This window comes from Allobosea sp. 117, from assembly GCF_000702305.1.
Lineage (GTDB): Bacteria > Pseudomonadota > Alphaproteobacteria > Rhizobiales > Xanthobacteraceae > Ancylobacter.
Genome location: NZ_JNLC01000002.1, coordinates 73,719 through 91,640 on the forward strand (window position 1 = coordinate 73,719; position 17,922 = coordinate 91,640).

Sequence of the window (17,922 nt, forward strand, 5' to 3'; positions counted from 1 at the left end):
CCTGTCCTAGAGCCCCTTCCGATCAGGTGAAATCGCCTGATCGATAAGAAAGTGCTCTCGGTTCAAACGGCTAAAGCATTTTCTGATCGCGAAAGTCTCTCAACTTTCGCGGAAAATGCCTAGCGCAGGCGGACGACCACGCTGTCGCTGGCACCGGTGGAGTCCATCACCGTAAGGCGGACGAATCCGGCGCCCGGCGGCTGCCAGAACAGCGTATGCCCGCGTGACGGCTCGCCCACGGGCACCCCGTTGACCAGTATCGTCAGCGCACCGTTTCCGCCGCTGACCTTCATTGGCATTTCGCTGTCGTCGCGCTCCAGGCTCGCCCCATCGGGCGGGAAGGCGATGCGCGGCCCCTCTCTTCCCGCCATTTCATTCTGTGACCGTCCGAACCTGCGCAGGGGCGGCGGCAGCTCCGTGTTGCGCGCCCTCACGGCCTCGCGTGGCGCCGGGCGCAGCGGCGCCGGCTGGCTGACCACGCGCGAGAAGGCGTCGAACAGCAGCGGCGCGGCGGCGACGCGCCCGATCATGCCCGGCACCGGCTGCCCGTCCGGGCGCCCCACCCAGATCGCGATGGTACGACGGCCGTCGAAGCCCACCGACCACGCATCCCGATAGCCGAAGGACGTCCCCGTCTTGAAGGCGATCTGTCCACCACGCGCGTTCTGCGGCGGTGGTGTGCCAGCGAGCGTGTCGGCGAGATACCACGCGGCTACCTCGCTCATCAGCCGCCCGCCTTTCGGCAGGGTGGAGACGTCGCGGCCGGTGGCGAGGGCATCGAGCCGCTCGACCGGCGGGCGGGCGAGACCGCCGCTGGCGATGGCGGCGTAGAGCGAAGCGAGGTCCTCCAGCCGCACCCCGACACCTCCGAGGCCGACCGCAAGGCCGGGCACCTCGCCCGGCGGCAGCACGAGCCGCGTGCCCGCGCCGTTCAGCCTAGTGGCGAGGCGCTGGGGGCCTACGGCTTGCAGCAGCATCACCGCCGGCACGTTGAGGGAGAGCTGCAAGGCGCGCTTCACCGGCACCGTGCCCTGGAAGCCGAGGTCGAAATTCTCCGGCGCATAGGCCCCGAAACGGGTCGGCCGATCCTCGATCAGCGTCTCGGGATGGGCGATGCCATCTTCGAAGGCGAGGCCGTAGATAAAGGGTTTCAGGGTCGAGCCGGGGGAGCGGATGGCGCGGGTGAGATCGACCGATCCGGCCCGCGCGCGGTCGGCCGGGTCAGCGCCGGAGACGCGGGCGAGCACCTCGCCGGTGGCGTTGTCCAGCACCACCATGGCGAGCGAGACGCCTGCGCCCAGCGTGCGTACCCGCTCGGCCGCAAGCTCTTCCAATCGTTGCTGAATTGCCCGGTCGATGGCGAGCGTCTGCACGCCCGCCGCCGGGCGGTCGCGGCGGGCGGTCTCGGTCGCGTGCGGCGCGATCATCGGCATGTCGAGCCGGCGGACCGGGATGGTGCCGGCGCGGGCGAGCTCGGCCTCCGGCGCGCCGAACAGCCCGGCATCGGCGAGGCGGGCGAGCACGCGCTCGCGCCCGGCCTCGGCCTGCGCGGGATAGCGGTCCGGACGGCGGCTTTCGGGCGCCTGCGGCAGCGCGACCAGCAGCGCCGCCTCGTTCAGCGTCAGGCGCCGCGGCTCCTTGCCGAACCAGGCGAGGCTCGCCGCGCGCACCCCTTCCAGATTGCCGCCATAGGGCGCCAGGGCCATGTAAAGCTTGAGGATTTCGTCCTTGGAGAGGCGCGCTTCCAGCTCGATGGCGCGGCGCATCTCGCGCAGCTTCGCACCCAAGGTGCGCGGTCCCGGCGGCTCCAGGAGCCGCGCCACCTGCATGGTCAGCGTCGAGCCGCCGGAGACGATCCGCCCGTGCCAGACGAACTGCAGCGCCGCGCGGACCAGCGAGAGCGGGTCGATTCCACCATGCTGGTAAAATCTTTTGTCCTCGTAGCAGATCAGCATTGCAATATAGCGCCGGTCGACCTTCGCCAGATCGGGCGTCAGCCGCCAGCGGCCGTCGGCGAGCGGGAACGGGCGCAGCAGCCGGCCCTCGCGGTCGAGGATTTCGGCGGAATAAGCCAGCGTCGGGGGCGGCGGCGCGGCGTGGCGCACTCCGGCGAGCCAGGCGCTCGTTCCGCCCGCCAGGACCGCGACGCCGAGCACGCCGGCGGCGGCGAGCCGCTGCCAGCGCGGACGCGGCGATGGCCCTTCCCCGCTCATCGGCCGGCTCCCGTCACCTCCATGCGGCCGGCGGCCGTTCGCGCGAAGCGGTCCGGCCGGTACATGTCCTCCACCGTCGCCGGCGGGTGGGCGTACTGCCCCGGCGAGACCGCGCGCACCACATAGGCGACGCGCAGCACCCCCGGCTCCTCGGCATCCTCGGTGAGGTCGAAGGCGGCGAGGAAGTGGTCGTCGCGGAACTCGGTGTGGTCGGCCTCGGTGGTCTCCTCCAGCCAGGTGAGGTTGGAGGTCTCGCCGCCCTCGACGAGGTTCGGATTGTCGATCTCGAAGCCGGCCGGCAGGTGGTCGACCAGCAGCAGGTGGGTCGCCGCCGCTTCTTCCTCCTCGACTTCAAGAACGACGACAAGGCGCTGGTTTTGCTTCACTTTCGACGGGTCGGCAGACTGGCCGTCGAGGGTGAAGTAGCTGCGCGTCAGGGTCAGGCCCCGGGCCCCGGCCGGCTCGGGCGCGACCGGCGCCCCCTCGATCGAGACCACCGCGTCGACCGCCGCCGTGCCGCGGTTGGTCAGCACGACCGGATGGCCGCTCAGCGCGGCGCGGTCGAATCCGCGCTCATAGAGACCGGTATGGGCGGCGCCGTCGATGTCGAGCACCACGCCCTGCCCCGTGCGGGCGGCGCGGGCGGCGAGCAGCAGCCAGGATTCCTCCTGCGTCGAGGTGCTGCCCACCGCCTTGGCGGCGCTGGCGAGGCGCGCTCGGGCGGTGCGGGCGGTCGCCTCGAAGCCGGTCTCGGCCGCGAGCGTCGCGATGCCCGCCGCGTCGCGCAGCACCGAGCCGAAATCGGCGCGGCCGAACAGCTCCTGCTCGGCGCTGGTCGGGATCTGCTCCAGCGCCGCGTTGAACATGCGCTCGGCGCGGCCCTTGTCGCCGAGCATGGCGAGCGCCGCCGCGATGTTGCCGCGCGCGAAGGGGCTCTTCACCTCTTCCAGCTTGGTGTCGGCGACATAGCGCAGGTCGCCGAGCGGCGCCTTGCCGTTGCGGGCCAGCACATAGGCGGCATAGGCCATGCCGTCCTCGGTCGGTCCGTCGCTCTCCGCGGAGATGCCGACCGCGTTGCGCAGCCGGTCGAGCGCCATGGTGTAGGTCAGCTCCGGCACCTCGAAGCCGCGCTCGCGGGCGCGGGTGAGGAAGTCGGTGACGTAGGCGTCGAGCCACAGGTCGTTGCCGCCGGCGCTCCACAGGCCGAAGGAGCCGTCCGAACCCTGCCGCGAGACGAGGCGGGCGATCGCCGCCTTGATCTCGTCGGCAGGGTTGTTCTTCAGCTTGAAGCGCTCCCAGTCGCCGAAATCGCTGACATAGAGCAGCGGCATGGCGCGGCTCGTGGTCTGCTCGGAGCAGCGATAGGGATAGCGGTCCAGCGCCTGGAACAGGTTCGGCGCGTCGAGCGCCGGGTCGGGACCGACCGAGACGGCGACGCGCCCGCCGCCGGGCACGAGGTCGGCGAGCAGGTCGTCGGACACACGCAGGCTCTCGCCAGGCTTCAGCGTCGTCACCGTGCGGCGCGCGATCTCGGGATAGGCCGGGCGCACGCGCATGTTGTAGTCGCGGGCAATGGCGAGCCCGCCCGGCCCGCTCAGTCGGACCGAGACGCGGCCATCGCCGATGCCGGTGCCCTTGAGGCCGACATTCAGGCTCTGCTTGCCGGCGCTCGCCAGGGTGACCGATTTCGGCGCGCTGGCGACGCTGAGCGGGCCTTCGGTGACGATGTCGAGCGCGTAGTCGCCCGCCTCGCCCTCCACATTGTGCAGATCGAGATTGAGGGTGGAGCTGTCGCCGGCCGCGAGGAAGCGCGGCAGGGTCGCGGCGATCACGACGGGATCGTGGATCGCCACGTCCTTCTCGGCATGGCCGAGCCTGTCGGCGGTCCAGGCGACGGCCATGAGACGCCCCGTGCCGTCGAAGGGCGGCACGGCGAAATCGACCGTGGCCTTGCCGTCGGCGCCGACCTTCACGAGGCCGGAGAACAGCGCGAGTGGCGGCTGCGTCGGCGGCTCACCCTGCAGGCCGCCATCCATGGCATCGCCGCCCGAGCGCAGGCGCCCGCGCGTGCCCTGCATGCCGTCGATGAGCTGGCCGTAGAGATCGCGCACCTCGGTCGAGAGCGTGCGCTGGCCGAGATAATAGGCGGCGGGGTCCGGCGCCTCGAAGCCGGTGAGGTTGAGGATGCCGACATCGACGAGGGCGAGGGTGAGATAGGCCTCCTCGCCCGGCTTCAGCCCGGCCAGCGTCACCGGCACGGAGAGGGTGTTCTCGGGCCTTATCTTCGCCGGCGGATCGAGCGACACGGCGAGCGTGCGCGCGGCGTGGTCGACGCCGAACCAGGCGAGGCCGATGGCGCGGCCGGGGTTGCGGCCGGCGGCGACATCGAGCGGCCGGTGCAGGAAGGCGAGCGCATAGGCGCCCGGCCCCCATTTGCCGTCGACCTCGAAGGTGACCTTGGAGTCGCCGGCGCCGACCTCGGCGCTCTTCGAGGCGAGCACGCCGTCGCCGACGATCATCACCGTGGCGGCGCCGGCATAGCGGCTGTTGATGTTCACGGTCAGCGTCTCGCCCGGCGCGTATTCGGCCTTGTCGAGCGCGACCTCCAGCCGATCCGGCGTCTGCGCGGTGGCATCGCCCCCCCAGCCGGCCGAGAAGGGCACGCTGGTCGAGTTGGCGCCCTGCGAGACGTCGAGGCGGTATTCGCCCCATTCCACCGGCGCACTGACGCGGGCCGGCGCGTCGGCGGCGACATCGATCGTGCCGTCGGCGATCTTGCGGGTCGACTTGATCGCCTCATAGTCCCAGGAGCCGTCGGTGCGGTACCACTGGTAGCGGCTCTCGATGCGGAACAGCTCCCATTTCACGCCCGCGCGGGCGACGCGCTTGCCGGAAGCGTCGAGCGCGATCACCTCGAAGGCGGCGTCGGACCCCTGCGCGAGGTCGCTCGCCTTGAACTGCGGCTTCACGCCGATGCCGGGGCCGGTGGCGGCGACGGGCAGCGTCAGCGAGCGCTCGACGGCGCGCCCGCCGCCCTCGACGAGGCGCACGATCACCTTGGCTTCGAGCGGGCGCTCGGTCGGCGGCAAGGTCGGCAGCAGCACCTTGAGCGTCGCCTTGCCGTCAGGGCCGGCATTGGGCGTGTCGGCGAGCGGCACGCGCACCGTGGTGAAGCCGTCGTCCGGGCGCCCGAACTGCCAGCCGTTGAGGCCGGGGCGGCCGCCGGCAAGCCCGATCTCCACCTCGGCCTCGATGGCGAGGCCGGCGGCCGGCGGGCCGAACAGCCAGCGCCCGTCCACCGCGATCTCGACCGGCGCCGCCGGGGCGATGCTGGTCGCCTTGGTGGCGAGCTCGAGCGACAGGCGCTCGGGCACATAGTCCTCGACCAGGAAGGTGGCGTCGCCGATCGGCGAGGCCTTGGGATCGGAATAGGCCTCGATGCGCCAGGTGCCGGTCATCGCGCCGGCCGCCACCGGCAGGTCGACCGCCCGGCCGCCCTGCCCGCCATCGGCGACGAAGACGCGGCGGTCCTCGACGCCGTCCGGGCGCTTGAGGATGAGGGTGAGCGGCACGCCGGGCGCGGCGAGCGCCTGCGGGTTGCGCAGCAGCGCGGTGACGTGGACGGTCTCGCCGGTGCGGTAGACGCCGCGCTCGGGGGTAACGAAAGCGTCGAGCGCGCCCGGCGCGGCCCGTCCGCCGACGCCGCGATCGGTGAGGTCGAAGGCCTGATCCTTCAGCGAGAGGAAGGCGTAGTCGCCGTCCTTGGCGCGAGCGACCAGCACGGACGGCGCGAAACCGTCCTTGCCGCGCATCAGGCCGGCGTCGAAGCGGGCCTCGCCCTTGGCGTCGGTGGTGGCGGTGGCGAGCACCTCGTTGGAGGCGGCGAGCAGGCGCAGCTCGACCTCGCCGGCCGGCGCCGCATTGCCGAGCGTGCGCACCATGACGGTGAGCCCGTCATTGCCACCGAGCGCGGTGAGGCCGAGGTCGGAGACCACGAACCACTGCGTCGACTGGGTGGAATAGTCGCCGTCCGGATCGGCGACGTCGCTCGCCGGGGTGGCGGTCAGCACATAGACGCCCGGCTGCAGCGTGCCGACCGCCTCGTCCACCGGGAAGGAGGTGGTGACGTCGGCATTCAGCGTGGCGGCGGTCTCCAGCTCGCCGGAGAACACCAGCTCGGCGCGCCCTGCCTTGAGCTGCTGGCGGTCGTAATAGCCGAGATTGGCGCGGAAATCGCCGTCGAGCGCGGTGGTGAGCAGGCTGCGGTCGCCGATGCGCAGCACCTCGACCTTCACCCGGCTGGTGTTCACCGAGATCAGCGGGATGCCGCGCGGGCCGGTGCGCGGCAGCACGTAGTTGCGGCCGGTGAAGCGCACGCCGGGCTTGCGGTCGCGCACATAGACCGAGAAATCGGCGGCCTTCATGAGCTTCTCGGCGGGGATCACCGAGGGGATGCCGGCGCGCAACGCCATGTCGTAGCGCTCGCCATGGCGCAGGCCCTCGGCGCAGAGCTGGCTCTCCTCGGCGCTCACCGCCGGCTTGGCGATGGGGCCGTCCGGCCCGGACAGCGTGACGAAGGAGGAGAAGTCGATGCCGGGAGCGAGGTTCTCGGAGAACTGCACGCACAGGCGCGGCGTCGCGGCATCCGAATCGACCGAATAGTCGAGCACCCGGAAGCCGCGCTCCTCGCGCAGCTTGTCGTAGAAGGCGCGCTCGGCGGGCACGTCGCGATAGGCGAGCGCGACCACCATGGTATCCAGCGCGGCGCGGTAGACCGAGCGCGCGGCATAGAGGTGGCCGAGGAAGAACAGCGCGTCGGCCTCGTCATTGCGCGTGGTGGCGCGGCGATAGGCGATGAAGGCGGCCGCCGAGGCGCGGTCGAGCAGCGTGTAGCTGTCCTCGTTCTCGTTCGGCTTCACCTGCGAGAGGGCGCGGGCGAGGCGCAGCCACAGCCCCGAATCGGAGCCGGCATTGATGGCGAGCTGGGCATAGAGATCGGCGGCGGTGCGGTTGTCGCCCCGCGCCACCGCCCCTTCCGCGTCGCGGCGGAGCTGCGGGGCGGGCTTGGCCAGCGGCTTCATGGAGCGACGGAGCTGCGCCTCGAACTTGCGCGCGGCCTCCACGAGGTCCTGCCGCGAATAGGTCTTGGGCAAGGCGGGAGCCGCGACGGGCGCGGCGGCCGGCGGCTGGGAGGTGGTGGCGGCCGGGGTGGCCGCAGGCGTCGCCGCAGGCTTGGGCGTCGGCTTTGGCGGCGTCTGCGCCGCGACCGCAGCGATCATCGCAAGCGAAAAGGCCGCCGTGGCGACCGCCCGAACCGACAGAACGAACATGAGTGGCCCCCGCCAAATCCGCCCGTCATGCCCGCATGCATGACGGAACGGGAAGTTGAGTGCCGGAGTGTGGCGCAGGCGTGTCGGAAACGACAGCCCCCGAAAAAAGCCGGTAAGATAGGCTGGCGCCCCGCGGCGGCGACCGAGAAGACACACCCGCGGGGATTGGCGTGTCCGTGCCATTGAATAGCCGTGCTTGCTTAGGTATACGGGCCGACATCCATTCAAGGGGCGCCGGCGCTGCGCGAGCGGCTGTCGGCCGCGCCCTTAGCCACCGTGGCCGGAAACGACCGCAATCGGGCCGCGGCCCACCGAGACCAGAGGCATTCCATGTCTTCCACGTTCGACACCGTCGCCAACATCATTGCCGAAACGTGCGACATCCCGCGTGAGAACATCACGCCGGACAGCCATGCCATCGACGACCTCGGTATCGACAGCCTCGACTTCCTCGACATCGCCTTCGCCATCGACAAGGCTTTCGGCATCAAGCTGCCGCTGGAGCAGTGGACGCAGGAAGTGAACGAGGGCAAGGCGACGACCGAGCAGTATTTCGTGCTCAAGAATCTCTGCGCCCGCATCGACGAGCTGATCGCCGCCAAGAGCGCGTGAGGCGCTCGCGGACCGACGGCACCGGCGCAGTTCAGGCAGAAGGCAGATGCGGCTCGAATATTTCCAGATGATCGACAAGGTGCTCGCCCTCGACCTCGAGGCGCGGACCCTGAAATCTGCGAATGTCGTGCCCGAGCAGAGCCCGATCTTCGAGGGCCACTTCCCCGGCCATCCGCTGCTGCCCGGCGTCCTGTTGTTCGAGATCATGGCGCAGAGCTGCGGCATGCTGCTGCTGCGGCTGCACAATTTCGACCGCATGGCGTTCCTCGCCTCGGTCGACAAGGGCAAGCTGCGCACCTTCGTCACCCCCGGCCAGACCATCGAGGTCCATGCCGAGCTGGTGCATGACGGCTCGGGCTATGCGCGGCTCAAGGCCGAGGGCAGGGTCGAGGGCAAGCTCGTCTGCAATGCCGAGGTGACACTGAAGACCATGCCCTTCCCCGCCCCCGAGCTGCGCGGCTACCTGCTCTCCACCGCCGAGCGCATCGGCATGCCGATGGCGTGCCCGGATACGGACGGCGCCGCGGCGCCGCTTGGAAAGCTGGCGCATGTCTGATCGTCGTGACGTCTGGATCACCGGCATCGGGCTCGTCTCGTCGCTGGGTGAAGGCCTTGAGGCGCATTGGTCGGTGCTCGCGGAAGGCGCCAAGCCGGTGGTCGACGAGACGACGTTCACGCCTTACGTCGTGCACCCGCTCGCCAAGATCAATTTCGACCTGCAGATCCCCAAGCGGGGCGACCAGCGGCAGATGGAGCCGTGGCAGCGCATCGGCACCTATGCGGCCGGGCTGGCGCTGGATTCGGCCGGCATCAAGGGCGACAAGGACATTCTCGGCCACACCGACATGGTGGTGGCCGCCGGCGGCGGCGAGCGCGACCAGTCGGTCGACGGCTCGATCCTCACCGAGATCGAGAAGCAGGAAAAGCCAGAGGTCTACCTCAATGAGCGGCTGCAGGCGGACCTGCGCCCGACGCTGTTCCTCGCCCAGCTCTCGAACCTGCTCGCCGGCAACATCTCGATCGTGCACGGCGTGACCGGCTCCTCGCGCACCTTCATGGGCGAAGAGGGTTCGGGCACCGACGCGGTGCGCATCGGCTATTCGCGCGTCGCGGCCGGCACCAGCGAGATCGCCCTCGTCGGCGGCGCCTACAATTCCGAGCGGCGCGACATGCTGCTGCTGTTCGCGCTGCGCAAGCTCGCCAAGATGGCGCCGTGGGCGCCGGTGCTGGCGCAACCCTCCGGGGTCCCGACCGGCTCGGCCGGCGCCTTCCTGGTGCTCGAATCGCCCGAGCACGCCAAAGCGCGCGGCGCGAGGCCGATCGCCAAGCTCTCCGGCGTGTGGTCGGAGCGCGCGCGGCGCAGCGAGCCCGGCGCGGTCGAGGGCGTGCTGGACGATCTCCTCGCCAAGGCGGCGGGCGGCGTCACCGAAGGCACGGCGGTGCTGTCGGGCGCCACCGGCGCTCCCGAGCCGACCAAGGCCGAGGTCGCTGCGCTGGAGCGTACCGGGCTTCCGGTGCGCTCGGTGACCGATCGCGTCGGCCACAGCGTGGAGGCGCAGTTCCCGGTGGCGCTGGCGCTCGCCGCGCTCGCCGTCTCGCAGGGGCGGCTGTTCGCGCCGCTGCCGGGCGAGAGCCTTGAAAAGCCTTTCGAAGGCACGCTCACCCGTGCCATCGTGACGTGCGTGGGGCATTGGCGCGGAGAAGGCGCGGCGCTCGTCGAGCGCGCCGGCTGAACCGCAGAGCCGGAGCGCGGGCTCCGGTGTCAGCGATCGAGCGTCGCCCGGCCGACCGGGCCGCGCTCCATGGAGCAGATCATGGCGTCCTATACCGACAAGGCCGGCCGGCCCATCGTGGTGGTCACCGGCATGGGCATGGTCACCTCGCTCGGTCAGGGCAAAGAGGACAACTGGGCCAAGCTGACGGCCGGCACCTCCGGCATCCACCGCATCACCCGCTTCCCGATCGACACGCTGAAGACCACCATCGCCGGCACGGTCGACTATCTCAGCGGCGCCGAGACCGCCCCCGACCTGTCGGAGAAGCTGGCCTCGCTCGCCGCCGAGGAGGCGATCGCCGAATCCGGCATCGGCCGCATCGGCGACTTCCCCGGCCCGCTGTTCTGCGCGGTGCCGCCGATCGAGATGGAATGGCCGCAGCGCCGCGTGCTCGCCCGCGAATCGGCGGCGAACGGCCCGATCACCTATGACGACCTGCTGCGCGCCGCCGAGACCCGCGAGCACAGCAACTGGCACGAGCGCTTCCTCTACGGCTCGATCGCCGACCACCTCGCCGACCATTTCGGCACGCGCGGCCAGCCGATCTCGCTGTCCACCGCCTGCGCCTCGGGCAACACCTCGATCCAGCTCGCGGTCGAAGCGATCCGGCGCGGCGACTGCGACGCGGCGCTCTCCATCGCCACCGACGGCTCGGTGACCGCCGAGGCGCTGATCCGCTTCTCGCTGCTCTCCGCGCTGTCGACCCACAACGAGAAGCCGGAGGCGGCCTCCCGCCCGTTCTCGAAGAACCGCGACGGCTTCATCATCGCCGAGGGCGCCGGCGCGCTGGTGCTGGAGAGCATGGAGCATGCGCTCGCGCGCGGGGCGAAGATCCTCGGCGTGGTCGAGGGCGTCGGCGAGATGGCCGACAGCTTCCACCGCACCCGCTCCTCGCCGGACGCCAAGCCGGTGATCGGCTGCATGCGGGCGGCGCTGGCCGATGCCGGGGTCGAGCCGGAGGCGATCGACTACATCAACGCCCACGGCACCTCGACGCCGGAGAACGACCGCATGGAGTTCACCGGCATGACGGCGGTGTTCGGCGAGCGCATCGCCGGCATCCCGCTGTCCTCCAACAAGTCGATGATCGGCCACACGCTGACCGCCGCCGGCGCCATCGAGGCGGTGGCCTCGCTGCTGACCATCCAGAACGGCCGCATCCCGCCGACCATCAATTACGAGGTGCCGGACCCGGCCATCCCGCTCGACGTGGTGCCGAACGTCGCCCGCGATGCCAAGGTGACGCGGGTGATGTCGAACTCGTTCGGCTTCGGCGGCCAGAACGTCTGCCTGATCCTGACGGGCGAGCCGGCGTGAGCACTCCCAAGGTTCTGGTCACCGGCGGCGGGCGCGGCGTCGGGGCGGCGATCGTGCGCGCGCTGGCGCTCGCCGGCTTCGATGTGGTGTTCACCGTGCGCACGGCGGCCGCGGAAGCCGAGGCGCTGATCGCCGGCATCCGGGCCGAGAAGCCGGACGCCTCCCTCGCCGTGCGCCCGCTCGACCTCGCCGACAAGGCGGCGGTCGAGAGCTTCGCGGCAGCGATCGCCGAGGAGCCGGCCTATTTCGGGTTCATCCACAATGCCGGCATGAGCTACGACACGCTCGCCGCCATCGTCGACCAGGCGAAGGCGGAAGAGCTCATGCAGGTCAATTACTGGTCCTTCGTGAAGCTCTGCGGCGCGCTGGTGCGGCCGATGACGCGGGCCCGCGCCGGGCGCATCGTCGCCATCGGCTCGATCGCCGGCGACGTCGCCAATGCCGGCAACGGCATCTATTCCGGCTCCAAGGCGGCGCTCGCGGCCTATGCCCGCACGCTCGCCATCGAGAGCGCGCGGCGCGGGGTGACGGTGAACGTGGTGGCGCCGGGTTTCGTCGACACCGCCATGCTGGAGCGCTACGCCGCCTACCGCGCCAATGTCGAGAAGCAGATTCCGGCCGGGCGCTTCGCGCTCCCGAAGGATGTCGCCGCGGTGGTCGGCTTCCTGCTCTCGCCGGGCGCCGCCTATGTCACCGGCGCGACGCTTCCGGTTGACGGCGGCCTCACCGCTGCACTAGCCATCCAGCGCTGATCTCGTCCCCTCCTGCCTTTCGGTGCCCACGCCATGCGCGCGCTTCAACTCGTCTCCGACCGCGAACTCACCCTCGTCGACCTGCCGGCCCCCGAGGCGCCGGGCCCGGGCGAGGTGCAGGTTTCCGTCAAGGCGCTGGCGCTGAACCACATCGACGTGTGGGGCTGGCGCGGCATGGCCTTCGCCAAGCGCAAGATGCCGCTCGTCGTCGGCGCCGAGGCGGTCGGCGAGGTCACCGCCACCGGCGAGGGTGTCACCCGCCTCAAGCCGGGCTCCAAGGTCGCCATGTATGGCGCGTTGACCTGCGGCCAGTGCGTCAACTGCCGCAAGGGCCGCGACAATCTCTGCGAGAACGTCGCCGGGGTGATGGGCTTCCATGTCGACGGCTTCGCCCGCGAGCAGCTCAACATCGCCGAGCGGCTCTGCATCCCGATCCCGGACGGCATCTCGTGGGTGGATGCGGCCTGCGCGCCGGTCACCTTCTCCACCGTCGAGCACATGCTGTTCGACAATGCGCGGCTGGAGCCGGGCGAGACGGTGCTGGTGCACGCGGCGGGCTCGGGCATCGGCTCGGCGGCGATCCGCATGGCAAAGGAGATCGGCTGCACCGTCATCACCACCGCCGGCGACGACGAGAAGCTCGCCAAGGCCACGGCGCTCGGCGCCGACCACGTGATCAACTACAAGACCGACCGCTTCGAGCATGAGGTGCGCAAGATCACCAAGAAGAAGGGCGTCGACGTGGTGTTCGAGCATGTCGGCGTCGAGACCTGGAACGGCTCGCTGCTGTCGATGAAGCCCGGCGGGCGCCTCGTCACCTGCGGCTCGACCTCGGGCGTCTCGGTCAACATGAACCTGATGCAGCTCTTCCAGCGCCAGTACCGCATCATCGGCTCGTTCGGTGCGCCGATGCGGGCGATCGCCGACGGCCTGACGCGCATGGCGCGGGGCGTGCTCCCGGTGATCGATTCCGAATATCCGCTGGAGGATTTCGGCAAGGGGCTGGAACGGCTGGAGACGCGCCGGGTGTTCGGCAAGGTGGTCATCAGCTTCTGACGACGGACAGACGGTGAGCGAACCCGCCCTTCCCCTGCTGCTGAGGCTGCGCAACGGCGTGCTCTCGGCCGTGGTGTGGGTGCTCACCCGCGTGCTGCGGGCGCTGGGGCCGGAGGCGGCGCCGGCGCTCGGCGCCATGGTGACCCGCACCTTCGGCCCGCTCACCACCATCCATTCCCGCGCCCTCGAAAACCTCCGCTACGCCTATCCGGAGAAGGACGAGAAGGAGCGGCGCGCCATCGCCCACGGCATGTGGGACAATCTCGGCCGGGTGGCCGGCGAGTTCGTCCATCTCGACCGCATCTGGCAGTACAACATGTGGGAGCCGGCCAAGAGCCGGATCGAGACCACCGGCGTCACCAACTTCGTCGCCATGCGGGTCGACGGCAAGCCGGCGCTGGTGTTCACCGCCCATCTCGCCAATTGGGAGCTGCCGGCGATCGCGGCGGCGGCTCAGGGGCTGGACAGCGCGGTGCTGTTCCGCCCGCCGGACAACGCCTTCTTCGCCGAAATGCTGCTGAACGCCCGCGGCGCGGTGATGGGCGACCTCGTCGCCGCCTCGCATGTCGCGGTGTTCGAGCTCGCCACCGTGCTCGACCAGGGCAAGCATCTCGGCATACTGGTCGATCAGGGCCGGCGCGGCGGGCCGCAGGTGCAGTTCTTCGGCCATCCCTGCACCGCCAATCCGACCATCGCCCGCCTCGCGCGGCTCTATGAATGCCCGGTGCATGGCGTGCGCGTCATCCGCCTGCCCGGCGGGCGCTTCCGCATCACCTGCACGCCGCCGGTCCAGTTGCCGCGCGACGCCCGCGGCAAGATCGACGTCGACGCGTCGATGCAGACCATCACCTCGATCGTCGAGGGCTGGGTGCGCGAGCATCCCGAGCAGTGGATCTGGTTCTACAAGCGCTGGCCGCGCTCGCGCACCGCGCAGGAGCAGGACTGAACGCCGGCACGGGAGTGGGGAAAGCGCCGTGGTGGAGACATCATCCCAGGACCATGGCCTGCGCCGGGCCGTCGCTCTCGTCGCGCTGTTGAACCTCTCCTATTTCGGCATCGAGTTCGCCGTCGCGCTCGCCATCGGCTCGGTGTCGCTGTTCGCCGACAGCGTCGATTTCCTCGAGGACACGGCGATCAACGCGCTGATCCTCGTCGGGCTCGGCTGGCCGGCGCGGCAGCGGGCCCGGCTCGGCATGGTGCTGGCGGCGGTGATCCTGGTCCCCGCCCTCGCCACGCTGTGGACCGCGTGGGACAAGTTCACCATGCCGGAGCCGCCGGCGCCCTTCGCGCTGACGCTCACCGGGCTCGGCGCGCTGGTGGTGAACCTCTCCTGCGCTCTGCTGCTCGCCCGCTTCCGCGCCCATGGCGGCAGCCTGACAAGGGCAGCGTTCCTGTCCGCCCGCAACGATGCGCTCGCCAATGTCGCGATCATCGGCGCCGGCCTCGCCACCGCTGCGACGCTCTCGGCCTGGCCGGACCTGATCGTCGGGCTCGGCATCGCGGCGATGAACGCCGACGCTGCCCACGAGGTGTGGGCGGCCGCCCGCGCCGAGCACCGCGCCGCCGAGGCGTGAGGGCGGGGCTCCCCTAAACCGCCGCGTGGCAGCAGACGCAGAGCTTGTTGCCGTCGGGGTCGCGGAAATAGGCGCCGTAATAGTTCGCGTGGTAGTGCGGGCGCAGCCCCGGCGCTCCCTCGTCCGTGGCGCCGAGAGACAGCGCCAGCGCATGGCAGCGGTCGACCAGCTCGCGCCGCCCGACCTGGAAGGCGACCATCTGGCCGTTGCCGGGTTGATGCGGGCCGCCGTCATAGGGCCGCCCGACGATGAACAGCGGACGGTCGGCGCCGGGCTGCTTCCAGCCGGCCCACGGCACCTCGGGCTCGTCGAATTTCAGCTCCCAGCCGAGCGCTTCCATCAGCGGCCGGTAGAAGGCGAGCGCCCGGCTATGATCGCCCGCGCCCAGATGCACATGTGAGAACATCGCCTCGCCCCGCATGAAAAAGGCCGGGCGGGTGCCCGGCCTTCAACCCCTGCACGACCGGCTGGGGACAAGGCCCCGCGCCGGCCGGTGCGCATGACTTCACTCTACGGGGCTCACTTGCCGCGCTTGAACTTGTTCCAGGTCTTCGTCACCACGCGCTGGACCTCCTGCGGATAGGTGGTGACGGTGAACAGCTTCGCCTGCGTCTCGGCATCGGGGTAGATCGCCGGGTTCCCCAGGATCTCCTTGTCGATGAACTTCTGCGACTCGAGATTGCCGTTGGCGTAGGAGATGTAGTTCGAGTTCTTCGCCGCCACCTCGGGCTTCATCATGAAGTTGATGAAGGCGAGCGCCTCGTCGACATGCTTCGCATCCTTCGGGATGGCGAAGTTGTCGAACCACATCAGAGCGCCTTCCTTGGGGATCAGGTACTCGATGTTGACGGGCTTCTTCTTGGTCTTCTCGGCGGCTTCCTCGGCGCGGGTCTTGGCCTGGAAGACGTCGCCGGACCAGCCGGTGGCCAGACAGATGTCGCCGCGGGCGAGCGCGTTGATGTAGCCCGAACTGTCGAACTTCTTGATGAACGGACGGATCGGCATCAGCAGCGCGCCGGCCGCCTCGATGTCCGCCGGGTCCTTGGAGTTCGGGTCCTTGCCGAGATAGCGCAGCGCGGTGGGGATGATCTCCTCCGGCCCGTCGAGCATGTAGACGCCGCAATCCTTGAGCTTGCTGAGCAGCTCGGGCTTGAACACGATGTCCCAGGTGTTCAGCGGAATCTCGCCGAGGCGCTGCTTCACCTTGTCGACATTGATGCCGATGCCGGTGGTGCCCCACATGTAGTTCACGGCGTATTCGTTGCCGGGATCATAGACGGCGAGCCGCTCAGCGATCATCGGCCACTGATACTGGATGTTCGGCAGCTTGGACTTGTCCAGCTTCAGGAAGACGCCCGCCTGAATCTGCCGCTGCAGGAAGGAGCCGGTCGGCACCACCACGTCGTAGCCGGTCTTGCCGCCGAGCAGCTTCGTCTCCAGCACCTCGTTGCTGTCGAAGACGTCGTAGCGGACCTTGATGCCGGTTTCCTTGGTGAACTCTTCGAGGACCGACTCGTCGATATAGTCGGACCAGTTGTAGACATTCACCACCTTCTCCTGCGCCTGCGCGACGCCGAGGGAGAGCGCGGTGGCGATGCCCGCCAGAAGGCCTGTGGCGACATTCCGAAGTCGAGCCATCATGGGTTCCCTGTGAAAGTTGTTTGACGGATCTCGCGTGCAAGGCCCGTGCCTTCAAGGCTATTGCGTTCGCACGAACGGCTCAAGCATCGATAGTGATCACATTTTGCGCCGTTCTGCCGCCGCATCGGGCATTCGATCAGAGGTAGGTGTCGTACTCCAGCGGATTGATGCGGCGCTCGAAGGCGTTGAGCTCGGCTTCCTTCATCACCGCATAGACGCGCTGATATTCCGGGCCGAAGGCGCGCTCGACGAAGGCGGAGCCGGCGAAGTCGGCGATCGCCTCGCGCATCGCGTAGGTCAGGCGCGGCGCCTGCGCCTCATAGGCGTTGCCGGTCAGCGGCGCGGGCGGCTCCAGCCCCTGCTCGATGCCCTCCAGCATGCCGGCGAGGATGGCGGCGAGCACGAGATGCGGATGCGCGTCGGCGCCGGCGATGCGGTGCTCGAGGCGCTTCGCCTTGGGCGGGCCGTTCGGCACGCGCACCGCGACCGAGCGGTTGTCGTAGCCCCAGGAGATGCCGGTCGGCGCGTAGCTGCCCGGCACCAGGCGGCGGAAGCCGTTATAGCTCGGCACGTAGAACACGGCAGTGTCCGGCATTGTGGCGAGCAGGCCGGCGGCAGCGCGGCGCAGCAGCACCTCGCCCTCGTCCCCCGCGCCGAAGGCATTGGCGCCGGTCTCGTCGGTGAGGCTGACATGCACATGCATGCCCGAGCCGGCGAATTCGAGGAAGGGCTTGGCCATGAAGCTGGCCCGCAGCCCGTGCTTGCGGGCGACGCCGTCGATCAGCCGGCGCAGCAATATGGCGTCGTCCGCCGCGGCCATGGCGTCGCGGCGATGATACAGGTTTACCTCGTACTGGCCGGGGGCGGCTTCCGAGATCACCGTGTCCGCCGGCAGGCCCTGGATGCGCGCCGCCTCGCGGACCTCGTGCAGCAGCCCCGCATAGGCGTCGAGGTCCGACATCGAATACATGTTCTGCCGCGCCGGGCCGTGCGAGGCGGGGAACACCGGCTCGGGCACACCGCCGGGGCCGGGCTCGGGCTTCAGCAGGTAGAATTCGAGCTCGAAGGCGACGCAGGGGTGCAACCCCAGCGCGGCGAGGCGGGCGACCTGCGCGGCGAGCTTGTGGCGCGGATCGAGCTCCCACGGCTTGGCCCCGCCGCGCCCGTCCGGCTCGTACATGGAGATCATCACCTGCGCCGAGCGGCGCGGCGCCCACGGCACCGGCTTCAACGTCCCGGGCACCGGGCGGCAGAGGCCGTCGCGGTCGCCGGTCTCGATGTGAATGCCGGTCTCCTCGACCTCGCGCCCCCAGATGTCGAGGCCGAAGATGGAGAGCGGGATGGCGACGCCGTCGCTCCAGATCTTGGAGGCCGCCCCGCCGGGAATCCATTTGCCGCGCAGCACGCCGTGGGTGTCGGGGAGCAGGACCTCGACGATCTCGGGCACGCCCTCGCGGGCGAGATAGGAACCGAGCTCGTCGCCGGCTTCGGCGCCGGGAGTCTGGTTGGCGGCCGCGACGGCAGGCGCGGCTTCAGGCAGCGGCATGATGCACCCTGGTTGTCTGCACGATCGATTGTGCCCATGGCGACGGTACGGCGGTCAAGCCGCCCGCCCTCATGAGCGCTCGGGCGCCCTTTTGCCACGCCTCGGC

The 17,922-nt window shown here is 70.1% G+C and carries 13 protein-coding genes; 8 read left to right on the plus strand and 5 right to left on the minus strand.

Features of this window, described 5'->3' with window-relative positions; translation table 11 throughout:
- Nucleotides 1-119: 119 nt before the first annotated feature.
- Together pbpC and U742_RS0101325 are read right to left on the minus strand one after the other, a co-directional pair.
- Nucleotides 120-2,213: a penicillin-binding protein 1C gene (gene pbpC / locus U742_RS0101320; protein WP_029349280.1), complete on the minus strand. Its 2,094-nt coding sequence runs from the start codon at nucleotides 2,211-2,213 to the stop codon at nucleotides 120-122.
- Nucleotides 2,210-7,543: an alpha-2-macroglobulin family protein gene (locus U742_RS0101325; RefSeq protein WP_029349282.1), complete on the minus strand. Its 5,334-nt coding sequence runs from the start codon at nucleotides 7,541-7,543 to the stop codon at nucleotides 2,210-2,212. The genes pbpC and U742_RS0101325 overlap by 4 nt, the downstream gene beginning before the upstream one ends.
- Before the next feature lie 330 nt (nucleotides 7,544-7,873).
- On the opposite strand from U742_RS0101325, the gene U742_RS0101330 reads away from it, so the two are divergent.
- The 8 genes from U742_RS0101330 to U742_RS0101365 all read left to right on the plus strand — a co-directional run bounded on the left by U742_RS0101330 (nucleotide 7,874) and on the right by U742_RS0101365 (nucleotide 14,629).
- Nucleotides 7,874-8,155 carry an acyl carrier protein gene (locus tag U742_RS0101330; RefSeq protein WP_029349284.1) on the plus strand — a complete coding sequence of 94 codons (282 nt, stop codon included), beginning with the start codon at nucleotides 7,874-7,876 and terminating at the stop codon, nucleotides 8,153-8,155.
- Nucleotides 8,156-8,201: 46 nt separating this feature from the next.
- Nucleotides 8,202-8,711, plus strand: a complete 510-nt coding sequence (locus U742_RS0101335; RefSeq protein ID WP_051660764.1) for a 3-hydroxyacyl-ACP dehydratase FabZ family protein — start codon at nucleotides 8,202-8,204, stop codon at nucleotides 8,709-8,711.
- The gene (locus U742_RS0101340; RefSeq protein WP_029349288.1) at nucleotides 8,704-9,888 is read left to right on the plus strand and encodes a beta-ketoacyl-ACP synthase; all 1,185 of its coding nucleotides are present in this window, start codon (nucleotides 8,704-8,706) and stop codon (nucleotides 9,886-9,888) included. Before U742_RS0101335 ends, U742_RS0101340 begins: the two co-directional genes overlap by 8 nt.
- 81 nt (nucleotides 9,889-9,969) lie before the next feature.
- Entirely contained in the window at nucleotides 9,970-11,247 is a 1,278-nt protein-coding gene (locus tag U742_RS0101345) for a beta-ketoacyl-ACP synthase (protein WP_029349290.1), read from the plus strand.
- Nucleotides 11,217-11,999 (plus strand): SDR family oxidoreductase, encoded by a 783-nt coding sequence (locus U742_RS0101350; protein WP_038360236.1) that lies wholly within the window; start codon nucleotides 11,217-11,219, stop codon nucleotides 11,997-11,999. Before U742_RS0101345 ends, U742_RS0101350 begins: the two co-directional genes overlap by 31 nt.
- 33 nt (nucleotides 12,000-12,032) lie before the next feature.
- Nucleotides 12,033-13,055, plus strand: a complete 1,023-nt coding sequence (locus U742_RS0101355) for a zinc-binding dehydrogenase (RefSeq protein ID WP_029349294.1) — start codon at nucleotides 12,033-12,035, stop codon at nucleotides 13,053-13,055.
- Nucleotides 13,056-13,068: 13 nt separating this feature from the next.
- Nucleotides 13,069-14,001, plus strand: coding sequence for a lipid A biosynthesis lauroyl acyltransferase (locus tag U742_RS0101360; protein ID WP_029349296.1), 933 nt, complete (start codon nucleotides 13,069-13,071; stop codon nucleotides 13,999-14,001).
- Between the two features lie 31 nt (nucleotides 14,002-14,032).
- On the plus strand, nucleotides 14,033-14,629 hold the full coding sequence (locus U742_RS0101365) for a cation efflux transmembrane domain-containing protein (protein WP_156034099.1): 597 nt from the start codon (nucleotides 14,033-14,035) through the stop codon (nucleotides 14,627-14,629).
- Nucleotides 14,630-14,642: 13 nt separating this feature from the next.
- Here U742_RS0101365 and U742_RS0101370 read toward each other — a convergent pair whose 3' ends face one another.
- The 3 genes from U742_RS0101370 to U742_RS0101380 all read right to left on the minus strand — a co-directional run bounded on the left by U742_RS0101370 (nucleotide 14,643) and on the right by U742_RS0101380 (nucleotide 17,816).
- Nucleotides 14,643-15,035, minus strand: a complete 393-nt coding sequence (locus tag U742_RS0101370; RefSeq protein WP_029349300.1) for a VOC family protein — start codon at nucleotides 15,033-15,035, stop codon at nucleotides 14,643-14,645.
- A gap of 113 nt (nucleotides 15,036-15,148) precedes the next feature.
- The gene (locus U742_RS0101375) at nucleotides 15,149-16,267 is read right to left on the minus strand and encodes a polyamine ABC transporter substrate-binding protein (protein ID WP_038360239.1); all 1,119 of its coding nucleotides are present in this window, start codon (nucleotides 16,265-16,267) and stop codon (nucleotides 15,149-15,151) included.
- Between the two features lie 139 nt (nucleotides 16,268-16,406).
- A complete protein-coding gene (locus tag U742_RS0101380) occupies nucleotides 16,407-17,816 on the minus strand; it encodes a glutamine synthetase family protein (protein ID WP_029349303.1) in 1,410 nt (469 codons plus the stop codon).
- Nucleotides 17,817-17,922: the final 106 nt, after the last annotated feature.

Coding starts and splice junctions, on each gene's coding strand:
- U742_RS0101340 (WP_029349288.1), top strand. CDS start 8,704: ATGTCTGATCGTCGTGACGTCTGGATCACCGGCATCGGGCTCGTCTCG.
- U742_RS0101335 (WP_051660764.1), top strand. CDS start 8,202: ATGCGGCTCGAATATTTCCAGATGATCGACAAGGTGCTCGCCCTCGAC.
- U742_RS0101330 (WP_029349284.1), top strand. CDS start 7,874: ATGTCTTCCACGTTCGACACCGTCGCCAACATCATTGCCGAAACGTGC.
- U742_RS0101370 (WP_029349300.1), bottom strand. CDS start 15,035: ATGTTCTCACATGTGCATCTGGGCGCGGGCGATCATAGCCGGGCGCTC.
- U742_RS0101375 (WP_038360239.1), bottom strand. CDS start 16,267: ATGGCTCGACTTCGGAATGTCGCCACAGGCCTTCTGGCGGGCATCGCC.
- U742_RS0101355 (WP_029349294.1), top strand. CDS start 12,033: ATGCGCGCGCTTCAACTCGTCTCCGACCGCGAACTCACCCTCGTCGAC.
- U742_RS0101345 (WP_029349290.1), top strand. CDS start 9,970: ATGGCGTCCTATACCGACAAGGCCGGCCGGCCCATCGTGGTGGTCACC.
- pbpC (WP_029349280.1), bottom strand. CDS start 2,213: ATGAGCGGGGAAGGGCCATCGCCGCGTCCGCGCTGGCAGCGGCTCGCC.
- U742_RS0101380 (WP_029349303.1), bottom strand. CDS start 17,816: ATGCCGCTGCCTGAAGCCGCGCCTGCCGTCGCGGCCGCCAACCAGACT.
- U742_RS0101325 (WP_029349282.1), bottom strand. CDS start 7,543: ATGTTCGTTCTGTCGGTTCGGGCGGTCGCCACGGCGGCCTTTTCGCTT.